This is a genomic window from Streptomyces sp. NBC_00557 (assembly GCF_036345995.1).
Lineage (GTDB): Bacteria > Actinomycetota > Actinomycetes > Streptomycetales > Streptomycetaceae > Streptomyces.
Genome location: NZ_CP107796.1, coordinates 4,615,471 through 4,630,643 on the forward strand (window position 1 = coordinate 4,615,471; position 15,173 = coordinate 4,630,643).

Annotated in this window: 16 protein-coding genes; 5 read left to right on the top strand and 11 right to left on the bottom strand. The window is 68.8% G+C overall.

Going from position 1 to position 15,173, the window contains the following annotated elements; genetic code table 11:
* The first annotated feature begins 197 nt into the window (after positions 1–197).
* Positions 198–710: a DUF1877 family protein gene (locus tag OG956_RS19935; protein WP_330339332.1), complete on the top strand. Its 513-nt coding sequence runs from the start codon at positions 198–200 to the stop codon at positions 708–710.
* Positions 711–770: 60 nt separating this feature from the next.
* On the opposite strand, the gene OG956_RS19940 is transcribed toward OG956_RS19935, so the two are convergent.
* Positions 771–1,175 (bottom strand): ArsR/SmtB family transcription factor, encoded by a 405-nt coding sequence (locus OG956_RS19940; RefSeq protein ID WP_330339333.1) that lies wholly within the window; start codon positions 1,173–1,175, stop codon positions 771–773.
* Between the two features lie 114 nt (positions 1,176–1,289).
* Between OG956_RS19940 and OG956_RS19945 the strand changes: the two genes are divergently transcribed.
* On the top strand, positions 1,290–3,263 hold the full coding sequence (locus OG956_RS19945) for a heavy metal translocating P-type ATPase (protein ID WP_330339334.1): 1,974 nt from the start codon (positions 1,290–1,292) through the stop codon (positions 3,261–3,263).
* Between the two features lie 400 nt (positions 3,264–3,663).
* Positions 3,664–4,845: an MFS transporter gene (locus OG956_RS19950; RefSeq protein WP_330342891.1), complete on the top strand. Its 1,182-nt coding sequence runs from the start codon at positions 3,664–3,666 to the stop codon at positions 4,843–4,845.
* A 377-nt stretch (positions 4,846–5,222) separates the two neighbouring features.
* On the opposite strand, the gene OG956_RS19955 is transcribed toward OG956_RS19950, so the two are convergent.
* Both OG956_RS19955 and OG956_RS19960 read right to left on the bottom strand, forming a co-directional pair.
* Positions 5,223–5,423 carry a hypothetical protein gene (locus OG956_RS19955; RefSeq protein ID WP_330339335.1) on the bottom strand — a complete coding sequence of 67 codons (201 nt, stop codon included), beginning with the start codon at positions 5,421–5,423 and terminating at the stop codon, positions 5,223–5,225.
* Between the two features lie 18 nt (positions 5,424–5,441).
* Entirely contained in the window at positions 5,442–5,666 is a 225-nt protein-coding gene (locus OG956_RS19960) for a cold-shock protein (protein ID WP_330339336.1), read from the bottom strand.
* A gap of 733 nt (positions 5,667–6,399) precedes the next feature.
* On the opposite strand from OG956_RS19960, the gene OG956_RS19965 reads away from it, so the two are divergent.
* On the top strand, positions 6,400–6,996 hold the full coding sequence (locus tag OG956_RS19965; RefSeq protein ID WP_330339337.1) for a hypothetical protein: 597 nt from the start codon (positions 6,400–6,402) through the stop codon (positions 6,994–6,996).
* A gap of 71 nt (positions 6,997–7,067) precedes the next feature.
* Entirely contained in the window at positions 7,068–7,319 is a 252-nt protein-coding gene (locus tag OG956_RS19970) for a hypothetical protein (protein ID WP_330339338.1), read from the top strand.
* A gap of 225 nt (positions 7,320–7,544) precedes the next feature.
* Here OG956_RS19970 and OG956_RS19975 read toward each other — a convergent pair whose 3' ends face one another.
* The 8 genes from OG956_RS19975 to OG956_RS20010 all read right to left on the bottom strand — a co-directional run bounded on the left by OG956_RS19975 (position 7,545) and on the right by OG956_RS20010 (position 15,112).
* Entirely contained in the window at positions 7,545–7,772 is a 228-nt protein-coding gene (locus OG956_RS19975; protein WP_330339339.1) for a hypothetical protein, read from the bottom strand.
* A 21-nt stretch (positions 7,773–7,793) separates the two neighbouring features.
* A complete protein-coding gene (locus OG956_RS19980; RefSeq protein WP_330339340.1) occupies positions 7,794–12,065 on the bottom strand; it encodes a polymorphic toxin type 17 domain-containing protein in 4,272 nt (1,423 codons plus the stop codon).
* Positions 12,055–12,420, bottom strand: a complete 366-nt coding sequence (locus OG956_RS19985; RefSeq protein WP_330339341.1) for a hypothetical protein — start codon at positions 12,418–12,420, stop codon at positions 12,055–12,057. Before OG956_RS19985 ends, OG956_RS19980 begins: the two co-directional genes overlap by 11 nt.
* Before the next feature lie 55 nt (positions 12,421–12,475).
* Positions 12,476–12,931 carry a hypothetical protein gene (locus OG956_RS19990; protein ID WP_330339342.1) on the bottom strand — a complete coding sequence of 152 codons (456 nt, stop codon included), beginning with the start codon at positions 12,929–12,931 and terminating at the stop codon, positions 12,476–12,478.
* 277 nt (positions 12,932–13,208) lie between these two features.
* Positions 13,209–13,598 carry a GntR family transcriptional regulator gene (locus OG956_RS19995; protein WP_330339343.1) on the bottom strand — a complete coding sequence of 130 codons (390 nt, stop codon included), beginning with the start codon at positions 13,596–13,598 and terminating at the stop codon, positions 13,209–13,211.
* Position 13,599: 1 nt separating this feature from the next.
* Positions 13,600–14,085: a hypothetical protein gene (locus tag OG956_RS20000; protein ID WP_330339344.1), complete on the bottom strand. Its 486-nt coding sequence runs from the start codon at positions 14,083–14,085 to the stop codon at positions 13,600–13,602.
* The gene (locus tag OG956_RS20005; protein WP_330339345.1) at positions 14,082–14,351 is read right to left on the bottom strand and encodes a hypothetical protein; all 270 of its coding nucleotides are present in this window, start codon (positions 14,349–14,351) and stop codon (positions 14,082–14,084) included. The genes OG956_RS20000 and OG956_RS20005 overlap by 4 nt, the downstream gene beginning before the upstream one ends.
* Before the next feature lie 209 nt (positions 14,352–14,560).
* Entirely contained in the window at positions 14,561–15,112 is a 552-nt protein-coding gene (locus tag OG956_RS20010) for a hypothetical protein (protein WP_330339346.1), read from the bottom strand.
* Positions 15,113–15,173 lie beyond the last annotated feature (61 nt).

The following is a 15,173-nucleotide window of genomic DNA, read 5'->3' on the forward strand; positions in this document are numbered from 1 at the left end:
GTACGGGGTGGCGCGCGGGCTCGAAGCCGGGCGCCCGCCCTACGCCGGTTGCACAGGCCCCCTCCGCGCCGCCGACTCCCCCGTGGGCGGCCCGGCGAGGGACGGGGCGGCCGGGAACCCGCCCACTGCACGGGTTCCGGCCGCTCCGGCGATCACGACCGCGTGACGCCTCACCGCCGCCGTGCGCTGCCTTGGGCATGAGTGCCTATCTCCGTCTGCGCGCGGTGCCGCCCCCGGCCCTGCGCAACAGCGCGACCTGGCTGGAACGGCAGTTCGAGGAGGGCGGCGGGACCGTCCGGCACCCGGACGGCCGGCACCGCGAGGAGGTGCTGGACGAGCGCTACCTGGACCAGGAGCTCCTCTACGCCGGAACCCACCCGCGGCGCACCGAGGACCGGCCCCACACCCAGGTGGTGCTCGGCGGCCGGCCCGTGTTCCCCCGCGACCGGCACCAGCCGCGCCTGCTGGTGCTGACGGCCGCCCAGACCCGCCGGGTCGCCGGGTTCCTGAGCGCCGCCGACTTCGAGACGCTGTGGGACGTCGCCCGCGAGGACCTGCTCCCGCGCTACGGCGGCGCCCCCGCGGAGCCCGAGACCTGGGCCGCGTTCGCCGCGGCGCACCAGGAGCTGAGGGCGTTCTACGTGCAGGCGGCCGCATGCGGTGACGCGGTGGTCAAGCGCCTGCCAGCCGACGCGAGGCGGACCGGCTGACGTCGTAGTTGCGGGTGCGCCTGCGGGTGCGCGGGCGCGGGTGATCGTCGTCCGGCACGCTCACGCGCTCGGGACGGCGGCCTCTTCCGGCTCGGTGTCGGCGGTGACGGCGGTCGCGTCGGTCAGGCCGAGGCGGAGATGCTCGACGTGGTAGATGGCCTGGTCGATGAGTTCGGCGACGTGGTTGTCGTACAGCGAGTACACGACCGAGCGGCCCTTCCGGGTGCCGACGACCAGTCCGAGGTTGCGCAGCAGGCGCAACTGGTGGGAGCACGCGGACTGTTCCATGCCGACCTCGGCGGCCAGTTCGGTCGCGGGCAGGGGCCCTTCGCGCAGGCGGGCGAGGATGAGCAGCCGCGAGGGGGTGGCCAGCGCCTGGAGCGTCGTGGCGACCTTGGCGGCGCTGTCGGCGTCCAGTCGCCTGCGCGGGACGCTTCCGGCGGGCGGTGCGGCTCCATGACCCATGCGCCCATCGTACGGCACCACGTATGAACACATGAATGCCTCTTCAAGCGTTCCTGTTACGGTGGTGGGGTTCCGACCTGATCGCGTCCGCCCACGGTGAAGGACCCCCTGCCGATGTCATCCACACTCACCCGCCCGGCGCCGCCCCGTGCCGCCCGCGAGACCGTGGCGCCCCGGCGCCGTACCCGCGTCTTCGCGCTGCCCGAGGCGCGGTGGGCCGCCGCGGCACTGGTGCTGTTCCTGATCGCGCTGCCGCTGCGGTCGGCCGGGGCGCCGGCCTGGACGTGGGGTCCGCTCCTCGCGGCCGTCTACGCCACCGGCGGCTGGGAGCCGGGCTGGGCGGGCCTTCGGGCGCTGCGCGAGAAGACCCTGGACGTGGACCTGCTGATGGTGGTCGCCGCGCTCGGGGCGGCGGCGATCGGGCAGGTCCTGGACGGTGCGCTGCTGATCGTCATCTTCGCCACCTCCGGCGCCCTGGAGGCGGTCGCCACCGCCCGCACCGCCGACTCCGTGCGCGGCCTGCTCGACCTCGCCCCCGCCACGGCGACCCGCATCGCGGACGACGGCACCGAGGAGACGATCCCCGGCCGGCAACTCGCGGTGGGCGACGTCATCCTGGTCCGGCCCGGTGAGCGCATCGGCGCCGACGGCCGGGTGCTGGACGGGACCAGCGACGTCGACCAGGCCACGATCACCGGCGAACCGCTGCCCGCGGCCAAGCAGGCCGGCGACGAGGTGTTCGCCGGCACCCTGAACGGAACCGGCGCGCTGCGCGTGCGGGTCGACCGCGACCCGTCCGACTCGGTGATCGCCCGGATCGTGGCCCTCGTGGAGGAGGCATCCGAGACCAAGGCCCCCACCCAGCTGTTCATCGAGAAGGTCGAACAGCGCTACAGCCTCGGCATGGTCGCCGCCACCGTCCTCCTGTTCACCGTGCCCCTGCTGCTCGGCGCCGACCTGCGGTCCACCCTGCTCCGCGCGATGACCTTCATGATCGTCGCCTCGCCCTGTGCCGTCGTGCTGGCCACCATGCCGCCGCTGCTGTCCGCCATCGCCAACGCCGGCCGCCACGGCGTGCTGGTCAAATCGGCGGTGGTCATGGAGCGCCTGGGGGAGGTGGACGCCGTCGCCCTGGACAAGACCGGCACGCTCACCGAAGGCACCCCGCGGGTGACCGACATCCGTCCGCTGCCCGGCTCCGGCCTCACGGAGGAGGACGTGCTGCGGTTGGCGGCCGCGGCCGAGCACCCCAGCGAGCACCCGCTGGCCCGCGCGATCGTGGACGCCGCCCGCCGCCGGCGCCTGGACGTCCCGCCGGCGGACGACTTCGCCGCCACCCCGGGCGCCGGCGTACGCGCCACGGTGCAGGGCCGTACCGTCGCGGTCGGCAGCCCCGCCCGCGTCCCGCACGACCGCACCGGCCACCCGGCGGGAGCCGTGGCCGCCGCTCTCGAGCGGGAGGGCCGTACGGCCGTACTGGTCGTCCTCGACGGCGCACCGGCCGGAGTCCTCGGCCTGGCCGACCGGCTCCGCGAGGAGGCCGTCACCACCGTCTCCGCCCTCGGCGAGCTGACCGGCACGGCCCCGGTGCTGGTCACCGGCGACAACGCCCGCGCCGCGGCCCGGCTCGCCGCCGAGGCCGGCATCACCGACGTCCGCGCCGGACTGCTGCCCCAGGACAAGGTGGCCGCCGTACGGGAGCTGGAGCGCGCCGGACGCAAGGTGCTGGTGGTCGGCGACGGCGTCAACGACGCCCCCGCGCTCGCCGCCGCCCACACCGGCGTCGCGATGGGCCGCGCCGGCTCCGACCTCGCCCTGGAGACCGCCGACGCGGTCGTGGTCCGCGACGAACTGGCCGCCATCCCCACGCTCGTACGCCTCTCCCGCCGCGCGCGCCGCCTGGTCGTGCAGAACCTGGTCATCGCCGCGGTGTTCATCACCGGCCTCGTCCTCTGGGACCTCACCGGCACCCTGCCCCTGCCACTCGGCGTCGCCGGCCACGAGGGCTCCACCGTCATCGTCGGCCTCAACGGCCTGCGCCTGCTGGCCGACGCGGCGTGGCGGCGGTCGGCTCCGGAGCGGGACTGACGGCGTTCTCGACGTGGGCGGCGGATGCGGGGAGGCTGGTCAACACGTGAGGTCGCGCGGAAGCTGGTGAACCTGTGAGGCGGCGCGGAAGCTGGTGGGCGGGCGGACGTTGTTCACGACACGCGTATCCCCGGAATCAGGAGGCAGCGGTGACGAGGCTGGCGGGCAGCGCCCTGCGGGTGACGGTCTCCGCCGGTGAGAACGGTCGCGACCGTCACCGCGGGCCGGTGCGGCCGTGAGGCGGGGCTCGCCCGGGGAGCCGGAGCGTTGCGGGGAGCCGGAGTCTTCGGGAGAGCGGGCGCCGGAGCCGGAGCCTTCCCGCGAGCCGGAGCCGGAGCAGGCTCTTTGCCGCGAGCCGGAGCCGGAGTCGGAACCGCAGGGGGAGGACCGGCCGGTGCGGATGGGCCCGTGGCGTTTCGTGGTGTGGTTCGGGACCGTCAGCCTGCTCGCCGACTTCGTGTACGAGGGCGCCCGCTCGATCACCGGTCCGCTGCTGGCGTCGCTGGGCGCGTCCGCGCTGGTGGTCGGTGTCGTCACCGGCGCCGGGGAGGCGGCGGCGTTCGGCCTGCGGCTGGTGTCCGGCCCGCTGGCGGACCGTACCCGCCGCTTCTGGGGCCTGGCGATCGCCGGATACGCGCTGACGGTCGCGTCGGTGCCGCTGCTGGGCGTGGTGGGCGTGCTGTGGGCGGCGTGCGCGCTCGTGGTCGCCGAGCGGGTCGGCAAGGCGGTGCGCTCCCCGGCCAAGGACGCGATGCTGTCGCACGCCACCGCCGTCACCGGCCGGGGCCGCGGCTTCGCCGTGCACGAGGCGCTGGACCAGATCGGCGCCCTGGTCGGCCCCCTGCTCGTGGCCGGCGTTCTCGCGCTGACCGGGAACGACTACGGCCCCGCGCTCGGCGTGCTCGCCGTCCCCGGCATCGCCGTACTCGCCCTGCTGTTCTGGCTGCGGGCCCGCGTCCCGGACCCGGAAGCCTACGAACGCGAGGCGGAAGCCGCCGCGAGCACGCCGCCCGCCGCGCGGAACGTGCGGCTGCCGCGGGCCTTCTGGACCTACGCCGGTTTCACCGCGGCCACCACGACCGGCTTCGCCACCTTCGGCGTGCTCTCCTACCACCTGGTCCAACGGCACCTGCTCAGCGCCGCGTGGGTGCCGGTGCTGTACGCGGCGGCGATGGCCGTGGACGCCGTGGCGGCCCTGGCCACGGGATGGCTCTACGACCGGTACGGCCCGCGCGTGCTGGTGGCGCTGCCGGTGCTGACGGCGGCCGTCGCGGCCCTGGCGTTCACCGGCACGCTCGCCGTCGCGGTCGCCGGTTCGCTCGTGTGGGGCGCGGCCATGGGCATCCAGGAGTCCACCCTGCGCGCCACGGTCGCCGACCTGGTGCCCAGCGGCCGCCGGGCCACCGCGTACGGCCTGTTCGCCGGCGTCATCGGCGCGGCGAGCCTGGCCGGCGGCGCACTCACCGGCGGCCTGTACGGCTACTCGATCCCCGTACTGATCGAGGTGGTCGTCGCCATCCAGATCCTGGCGGTGCTGCTGCTGGCAGTGACGAGCACACGCGCGGACGCGGCGCGGCGCTGACACGGGGGCGGCGCGGCGCTGACACGGGCGCGGCGCGGCGGTCCCCTCAACGGCGGCCTGGGCGCGCCGCACTCCGCGGCGCGCCCGTAACTGGACGGCACTGCGCACGGACAGGCTCTGCCGCCGCCAGACCCACCCCACCACCTTTCGCCTGGGCCACTTCGGCCCGACGACCGTTCCCGAACCGCCCCAGGACTCCTCCAAGTAGTGGCACGCACGCGGCACGACCAGAACGGACCGAAGGACCATCCGGTCGGTCAGGCCGAGGAGCTGGACATCAAGCCCCCTGCACACCAAGCCAAGCCGTCCGGCCGACAGGAGCCACGCAACACCGCTTGTGAGCTCGTAGTTGCGGCCGCCAGCCGGGTGGCGCGCAGCTACGGGCGTAGCGCAGCGGTCTTGCGGCAGGTTCGGCAGAGGGTCTTTTTCAGCGCTTCCGCCTGGTCGAGAGGCATCGGCGCGACGTTGTGCGTGCCGAGTCCCTGGGCGGTGTTCCCCAGTTGCCCGAAGCCCAGGTCCGCGCAGTCCTTGTAGAGGTGGTAGCGGTCTCCTCGCTCAGGCACATACACGTCACTCATGTCAGCTCCTTCCTTGAGTCAGGCAGACCGAGGCACGATGCTTACCGCGCGGTAGTCGTACCCGTCCTGCTTGAAGCCAGGGGCTTCCCATGTGAGGTCGACCTGTTGTCCGGGCGACAGCGTGCGGAAGCCGGGCGCCTGGATGTCGGAGTAATGGCCGAAGCAGCCGCCGGGGGTATCCGGAGAGTCGAGAACGCCCCACCCTTCCTCGTCGTTCCACTCGCGGACAGTCGCAGTCACCATGGACGCACCCTACGGCTTCCTCTTCGCCGACGCGCCTGGTACCTCAGCTTGGGACGCTGCAGTCATTTGCTGCCGTACGGGGCCTCGCCCAGCAGGCACGGGGAAGGGGTGGGGTGACAGCGGTACTGATGTCACCCCACCCCTCATGCATGGCCGGCGGTCACGCTCGCGCTGTTTCTCACGAACTAGCCTGCGGTAGGCAGGGCATGAGCCTGCGAGGGTGTAGAGGGCAGGTCTTGTTCGACCCAGACGACCTCGACGGTCTCATCGCCAAGACCGGGCTCGACTTCCAACCGCCGTAACCTCAGCCGTTAAAGATCTCTAGCCACCCGTCTTGACCGTGGCTGACCTCTGCATCTGGCACGGCTGTGGCACGCGACCTCTTCAGCCTGAACTACCGGCTACAAGGTCACGACGATCCAGGACGCTGGTCATAGGGCCATCGAAGACCATTGGTGATCGACGGCGGTCGCGGTGGTTGCTGTGGTCTACTGCTGTGCCCGCGACACTGCGGGCCGCCTGTAGGACCGGGGCGAGGGCTTGGCGCCTATTTTGATCTCCACTGCCGGACCACACCGGTGATGCACCAGTGCAGCAATGTTACAGCGAGATGGATCCGTCGCCATCACCCATCCCGAACCGCACAGATCGTCACGAAGTGACAACGAAGCGACGGAAGTTGATGCCTCGTCATCTCAATTCACCATAAAATCCCCCCGATCTAGGGGGGCGCATGCCAGGAAGAACACGGCCGGGGCACAGGGGAAGCTTCGAATGGAATCCTCAAATCAAGCAAGAGTTCCCTGATTGCGACGACATCATCAGAAGGCTCATCGTCTCACATCAGAAGCGATCTCGATTCTTGTCGCGAGCCTCCATATTCTGGTTTCGACTATTCGGCGCCGTAGAAGTCACCCTGGGAGTGGTCTTGCCACTCCTTTTCTTGTATCCGCAGACCCAGAACAACACCGCCCTTCAAGCCACCGTCAGCGTCTTGATTTCCATGGCGGCTGCATTGAGTTCATTCTGGGGATGGCGGGATAGCTGGGGAATTTTCCGGGTCCAAAATCTCCTGCTGGCCGAGACGCTCAGCGACTGGGAGCTGAACCTTCTAGAGATTATCAACAGCAATGCGACCGAAAAGAAAATGGATGCACTGAACAAGACAAGAGAGACTGTAGCTGCCTTGTTCGCCATCCTCAACCAAGAGCACGAGGCTTCTTTCGCTACTGTCCAGTCACCGAACGATATCGTGACTGCGATCAATTCGAGAACTCAGCAACAAAACCGGCAACCGGATACCAACGGGCAGGCAGAGCCTACGCCGTAGGCCGCCCCGGTCGGCACCTTCCGGATCTGTCGATCAATGAAGAAGCGCTTGGGGTGCGCTTGAGTCGGGCCGTGGCGATGTCCGAGGCGAAGGCGATGTCCGAGGCGAAGCAGATGGAGGTGCGTCCCGAGCTGGAGGTTGCGTCGCAGGAGCCGGAGACCGGGGCGGACGAGCCGGCCAAGGCTCCCGAGGGGACGCTGGAGGCCGTGGACGGCGATGCGGAGCTGGAGCCCACGGAGGCGGAGCTGGCCGAGGCGGAAGCGGAGTTGGCCAAGCTGACAGCGGCGGCCGAGCAGGAGCGGGAGGAGTCGGTGGCGGCCTGACGTCCTCCGAAGTGCGGCTGGGCTCCATGATGGAGCCCAGGGGCTTCTTGCGTACTGGGTGATGGCGATGTCGGCCGACAGCGAGGTGACGGGACCGTGACCGACGCAATGTTGCAGGGACCCAGCCCAAGAGGATTTTGGTCCCAGTCCGCTCTGACGAGTCTCACAGATGATCTCGGACCCATCTTGACGCAGACAGCGAGCCCAATCCACACGCGACGGCCGTCAGTAGTAATCCTCGTGCTTTCGCATATTCCCTGTGGGCTCAATCTCGTCGCGGAGGAATGTGTATACCTCCTCTTCTCCGTCGAGCAACACGGCGTAGGCGGGCGGAGTCGCTTCGTCGGGCGGCTCTGTGATGCCGAGGATGCCTCCGAGCCTGCCCTCGAGTTGGGGTCTGTCGGAGGCCCGGAGCACACGCACTTCTGCGTAGAACGGGAGGGTGTCCGCCATGGTGGAGTCAGTCCTTTGCCGTCACTTGTGGGTGATCTCGCCGTCGAGTGACACATTGAGGTGGCTGCCGTCTCTGCTCAGCCACCCCAGCTTGGCCTTGCCCAGCTTACTTAGCTGGACATCCCACTCGAACGGCTGCCCGGCGGTCCTGGAAGGCCCCTTGATCCACTCGTTACCGAATCGGTCGATATAGCCCTTCCGAGAGCCGCGAGGAAGGCCCGTACTGACCGAGACTCTCTTGTCCGGGACGAAACGGATGCGTCCCTTGTGGGGGAGTTGAGCGTCCTTGATCAGCCCCTTGACCCCGGTCCGAGGTGTGGGAACTACCTCTTCGCACTTCAGACCCAGCGGGTCGACAAGCAGCAGTGGCGCGTCGACGTAGGCATGGTGATCGGGAGCGGCGTCGAGCCCAAGCGGATCGGGGCTGACGTACCGGGCGACTTCTGGGTCGTAGTAGCGGAAGTAGTTGTAGTTCAGGCCGGACTCGGCGTCGGCGTACTGGCCCGGAAAGCGCAGCGGACAGGTGGCGGATTCGGCCTCGTCTGTCCCGGCCGGGACGTGGGTTCCCCACAGAGTGCTACGACGCTGCCACACCACCTCGCCCTCTGCGGCGACGAGTTCCATGGGGGAACCGGCATTGTCGGTGATGACGGCGAGAAAACGCGTGACGTTCTCGGGGCCCGTCTCCTCGGCGAGTCGCGCGAGGAAGGAGGCTCCCTCGGGGAGATGCGACGGCGTGTGAAGGATCTGGGTGACCGGGCGGTGCGTGTCCGGTTCGTAGTCCCAGGTGGTCACCTTGCCGTCCGAGAGTGTCTGTTCGGCCAGGCGAGTGTCGTCCCAGGAGAATTCGACACGGTCGGCGGGTGATCCGTCATCGGTCACGCGGTACTTGGCGATGCGCCGCCCCAGGGGGTCGTAGGCGTACCTCCAGCGATCGCCATCCGGTGTTACCACCTCGGTCAGGCGGTCCTCTGCATTCCAGCTGTAGGACCATGTATGCGTTTTACCGCTGAGGAGTTTGCGCGTTCGGCGGATGAGCCGGCCTTGGGCGTCGTGTTCGTACGTCGTCCGTCCCGCCCGGCGAACGATCGTGCCCTCGAACGCACGCTCACCGGGGGAACCGTGGCCGGGTGCCGACACCTCCTGCACTTTACCGGTGGTGTCGTAGGCGTACGTCTCGGTCCAGCCGTGCGCCCGTACCTTCGTGACTCGCCCCGTGTCGTCCAGGACGAAGCGGCGCGTGCCCGAAGTCAGCTCTCGGATCTCGGCGAGATGGCCGTCGACCCGATATGCGTACGTGCGGTGCTGAAGGAGGCGGTCCGGGACGGTCCCGGCAATAGCAGAGGTCAGAGACTGCGCGGTCATCTGCCCGTTCGGGCTCCAGCTCTGCGTGAGCGTCACTCTCGCCCCGAACCGGCGCTCGATCTCGCGACCCGCGGCGTCGTGCGAAAAGTCCAGCGAGCCCGCCGCTGAGCGCAGTCTCACCGGTCGACCGGCCGCGTCATACGTCCAGTCCGAAGCCAGCCCGGACGGTGCCACACGACGCGTGCGACGTCCGAGAGCGTCGTACTGGAAGACCGACGTGCGATCGTTGACCTTCTCCGAGAGGATCCGCCCCAGCGCGTCCCGTTCCAGGACCACCTCGGCGTCCGCGTTAGCCGCGTGGCAGAGGTCTCCGTCCGGCGTGTACGCGTACGTCGTGATCTCACCGCTGTCGGCTTCCTGGGCCACGACCCTGCCGCGCGCATCACGGGTAAAGCGCAGGATCTCGCCGGCGCCGTTGGTCCGAGCGATCAGTCTGCCCGCGGCGTCAAACGCGTACGTCAGCGTGCGCCCGTTGAAATCCGTCTCCGCGATCAGCCGGCCAGCCTCGTCATAGAGGTACGACCAGGTTCGCCCCTCGGGGTTGGTGACGCCAGTCAGACGCAGCTCGGTGTCGTATGTGAACCCGTACCGGGTGCCGTCCGGGTCGGTGCGGGTTGCCGGGACGTCGAAGGGCGCGGCGGTCTGCTCGGTTGTGTTTCCGGCGATATCCGTGTGCGCGATCAGGTTGCCTTCGGCGTCCCACGTCCAGGATTCACGCGTGCCGTCGGGGTACTCCCGCCACTTGGGCTTGCCCTCGATGCTCCATCCCATGCGTGTGGTGTGACCGAGTGGGTCGGTCACTGCGATGATCCGGCCGAATGAGTCGCGGCCCACGGTCGTCTCGTGCCCCAGCTCATCGCTGAGCCTGATCGGCAAGCCAGCCGCGTTCGACACGATCCTCCGTGTGTGACCGAGCGCGTCTGTGACGGCGGCCAACTGCCCACCGCCGTTGTACTCATAGCGGGTCTCGGCACCGGTTGGGTCCACCGTGACCCTCACATTGCCACGGTCGTCGTAGGTGTGGCGCCAGACCGCCCCGCCCGGCTCAACCACCTCGGTCGGCAGGCCAAGGGCGTTGTACTCCGCCCGGGCCAGCGTGCCGTCCGGGAGGACTACGCTGGTGAGGTTTCCGGCGTCGTCGTACGTGTACCGCGTCGTGTGTCCCAACGGGTCCGTCACCGCGAGCGGCCGGGCCCCGTACTCATCCCACTCCGTACGGGTGACATTCCCCAGCGGATCCGTCTCCGCTACCACCAAGCCCTCAGCGTTGTACCGGTGGACCGAGACATGCCCCTGGGAGTCCCTGTACCTGGTTGTGCGGTTGGCGTCGTCGTATTCCAGGGAGCCGGACAGGATGCCGTCGACGCCCTCAGTGCGGACCACCCGGCCGCGCTCGTCATAGATGTACGAGAACCAGGTGCCGTTGCGGTCGGTCCAGCGGGTGACACGGCCCTCGGCGTCGTACGTGAAGCGGAGGGGCTCGCCGCTGGAGTTGATGACCTCCGTGAGGTTGCCGGACGGGTCGTAGCCGTAGCGCATGACGACCGTGCCCTCGTCGGGCGCGGTGCCTGGGCGGTAACGGGACGGGGCTTCGTCCAGGAGGCGCAAGGCGGTGATACGGGGGCCCTGGGTGTCGACGGCGACGTAGTAACCGCCGGAGTGGCGGATGCCGAACGGGATGCCGTCGTCGTCGCGTTCGACGTCGATGCGGTTGCCGTTGCGGTCGCTCCAGGAATCGAGGGCCAAGTGGAAGACGCCGAAGGTGGGCGAGGGAACGGGTGCGGCGAAGGTGCGGATCACACCCGTCGACGGGTCCGTGACCGTCATCGCGCCGTCCGGCTTGCCGTCCCACTCCAGCGGCCAGCGGGCGCCCTTCACCGGCATCGTCGGCACGCCCGGCTCCGGCACCGGGTACACCAGGCGCATGCCGTCAGCCGCGGCGAAGACGACGCCCTCGCCGTCGATCTGGAGGCACTCGTCGAGGGTGGATATCCAGGTCGGGCCGAAGCAGACGCCGCCCCGGTAGGAAGAGAGGTGAGTGCGGGTGAACTGAAGAGGCAGACTCCCCGGCAGCGACAGGTCCGTCTGCGTCATCAGCATCGCGCCGGTCGCCACGTCGATCGGCTCGCCCACACACGGCATGTCGTCGGCTTTGCGGGCCGCCGGACCCAGATCGACCAGGTCCGGGCGGAGCGACGGTGGGCGCAGCAGCGTCGGAGTATCGGCAAGGCCGCCTTCCATGCTCGACGTCAGCAGGCCGTCGCCCGCTCCGAGCACGCCGCCGAAGATCATGCCGTCCTTGGCGGCCTGGTTGACCTCGTCCAGGCTGAAGCCGTGCTGCAGACCGGCCATCATCTGCAGCGGCTGGGCCACGGCAGCGTCGATGGTGACCGACTCGACCCCGCCGAACGCGACGCCGGCGAAGGCACCTCCGATGATGTCGGCCACCACGGCGGAGACCCCGACGCCTATCGTGGCGCCGAACTCGATGACCGCTTCTGCCGCGGCCGCCGCCGCACCGGAGGCGATGCCCGCGGTCATGATGGCCAGCGTGATGCCGCCCGCGATCACAACCGCGTCGATGGCTATCCGCGCCCAGAGCTTGTTGATCGCGTCATCGATGCCGTCGGCGAACTTGTCCAAGCCGTTGGCCATGTCCCGCGAGGACTTCGCGAGGTCGCTCAGCCAGCCGCCGTCCTTGCCCTGGGCATAGCGGTCCCAGAACTTGTGGAACGCCTCGATCGACTCACCCGTGTTGTTGTGGATGATCCCGGACGCGCTGCGGTGCACCGGGGAACGGACGTCATCCACCGAATCGGCGAACGCGCGCCACGCTTTCGCCGCATCCCGCAGCTTGTCCGGGTCAGCCTCCGGCCACCACAGGCCCATCTTGAGAAGGATGTGGCGGGCCTTGTCCTCAACGCTCACCGGCACCGTCGCTCTGCTTGTCGGTCTTCACTTCCTTGAACATGCCCGCGACGAGCTTGTCGTTGTCCACGTGTCCGTCGGCCATGTCGACCATGGCCTCGTGAATGCTCGTCAGCCCGAGCACCAGGATGCCCGCCGCGCTCTCGATCGACTTCTGGTGCGGCTTGTAGACGCCGCCGAACTGATTGCCCTGCTCGTCATGCCCCCAGGGCTCGCCGAGGCCGTCCAGCGTCTTGATGAGAGTGGTCAGCGCCTTGCTCAGATCGGTGGCGCCCTTCTGGAAGGCCGGTGCCGCCGCCTTGATGTCGGCGGTCTTGATGTCCAGCACCTTGCCGGGGACCTTGCCGTCACCCATCGCTGTCGTCTCCCCCCGGTTCGCAACTGCGGCTTCCGACCCTAGGGGAGGCGGGTCAAGGAAAGGTCATATTCAAGGCGTGCGTAGGTAATGTGTCGGCGGTGGCGCCGCCTATCGGGCAATCAAATTCGTAGCCATCGGCGGACCGGGCACCAGCATTCGCCTCGCGGTGGTCATGTTCGACGGCACCGCTCAGCAGGTCAGCGATGCAATGTGCTCCACCATCGCGAGCGTGCTCAGCCGCGCCCTCGCAAGCCGGCTTCTGCAAAGGCCGGCCCGCAGCCTGAACCAGCGTCCGCTCCGGGTGCGACAACGCGACGACGCGGATCGCTTTGATCAAGACGAACGGCTTCGACCAGCGGCACCGTGCGCAGGCGTCCATGAGACGGTAGGAGTCGGTGCCGGTCTTGATGGTGGCGCCGTCGAACGACGAGATCGACCACACGAGTGCGACGTGTCCGGGGGCCTCCGCTACGACCTGGCCAGGTGCCAGGACCGGCGTCGTCAGCATGGGCCCGGACTCGGCGGGCGCCCAGTGACTCATGACCCGCCTCAGCGGCGAGCCCGGTCTCGCCCTGGATCACCCGGCACGTACGTGCGGGTCCGCCAAGTCTCGTGCGCCGGCTCTTCGACCGTTCGCACCTGTCCCCGCGGATCCCAACGCATGCTGATCCTGAAAACTGCTCTCGGGAGTTCTCACTGGTCCGCAGCGCTTATTGCTGCACTGTGACCTGGACGCACCCGCCCGGACGAGTACCGCGCGGTCCCCAAGGGCACGGCGGGCCGACTCACATAGCGTCGTCCGGGCTATGTGGAGCCCCAGGGGGAGGCTCGACATGGTCGGCGACGAGACTCAGGATCTCCTGACTGCTCATGCCTGATCTGCGAGCGGTTTGGAGGAAGTGGAGGCAGGCTTCGATGACCATGGCATGGCTGGCGGCTTCCGCGGTAACGACCGCTCCGCGTCCAGGTCGGAGATCGATGAGCCGGTCCTCCTTGAGGATCTGGTAACCGCGCAGGACCGTGTGCATGTTGATGCCCAGAGTGCGGGCGAGAGCGCGTGCCGAGGGCAGGCGGTCGCCTTTTCTGAGCTTCCCCTCCGCCATGCTGCGGCGTACCGAGGCGGCGATCTGCTCGGCGAGGCCCATGGGCGAGGCGTGGTCGATGGTGACCAACATGTCAGGGACCTTCGTGTCCGCGTGCGAGCAGGTGGTTGGTCAGCTCGGCGGCTGTACCTGCGTCGTCGATGGTGATGACGAACCGGCCGCCGCTTGTGAGGGTGAGCCAGATGGCATCGCCTTCGCGCAGTGAGATGGCGCTGAGTCCCGGGTTCCAGCGGTAGCCCCAGCCTCCGATCTCGGTGGGCTTGGTCCATCGGGCAGAGGCGCTCTCGATGCGTTCGAGAGGGAAGCGCCGCCGTAGAAACGGCACAAGCAGCGAGCCGGCTGTGACTCCGCGAGGGGAGACCGTGACGCGGATGGCGCCGACGACGAGGAAGGCGGCGGGAAGCACCAGAAGCCACAGCGTCAAGGATCGGTGATGAGCGTCTACAACGGTGAGGACGATCAAGCCGATCGCTGCGACGATGCCAGTGGCGAGCATCCATCCGGCGATCAAGGTGCGGTGCCAGACAGTGACCTGCTGGGGCGCGTGCTCGTGGTTCATGCTCGGCTCCGGGAGGCGAACCATACGGCGCAGGCCACGGCTGCGCCTACGAGGACGTCGACGGCCCACTGGTAGGGCGGCAGATGAACATTGCGTCCGTTGGAGTCGCTGACGACCCACAGCGTGGCTATGAGGTCGTAGGCGGTCCCGGCGGCGAGGCCGCAGCAGAATGCCCTCAGCCGCCTGGCCGCCCTGGGTGCCGCTTTGATGGAGAAAACCATCGCCAGACGGGTGCGGCTCAGGGCGGGGGCACGGTTCTCTAACACAACGTCAGGTCCTTTCTGTGAAGCGCGCCACCGAAGCTTGTTCACATTGAAATAGAACGATAGTCGCGCTCTGATGCTTCCTTTGCCCCAGCCTGACGGCACTCATGCGGACCCTGACGAGCTTGGCTTGATCTCTGCCGGGTGGTCCGTCAAGTCGTTGGCCCCTTTTGGCCGCCGCATCCTCGGCCACGACCCACGCCACTTCATCCTCAACCTCGGCACCGCGCTCGAAGGCGGAGGCGACCAAGGACGGTCGGCTCCTCTTCGAAGGCTTGGCCTTCGCCCAGGGCCCCGTGGCAGACAAGTTCGCCCGCTCGGGCAAGTTCGTCGATGTCGCGACCCTTCGGAAGAAGAACAGCACCGCGGAGCAGAGGAAGGCTGTGACGGCGGTGCTGGACAGGATCGAGAAGCAGCACCCGGACTTCGCGGTCGGTGGTTCTCCTGCCGGGCTCGGTCGATCGCAGCAGCGGTCTCGTCGCCGGCCAGCCGCTCGATCTCCTCAGGTACCTCCCACTCGTCCAGCACGAAGATCCGGCCACCGACGAGACGGGTGGTGGTCTTCCAGCCGAGACGACGTCCCGCTTCCCGAGCTGCATGCCGGACGTCCTTGAGGTCGCCCAACCCGCAAGATCGTCGCCGCTCAGGATCAGCTGACCGTGGTAGCCCTGGAACTGCGGCTCAAGAGCCGCCCGCATCATCCATGCGAGCCGGCCGATCAGCTTCTCGTACCGACGCCGAGCCAGCTCATCCGTGACGGCCATCCTGCACAGCTCCCCAGCATCCGCGCGCACGGCACGTGGGCCATATGTGTGCTGCAAGCGC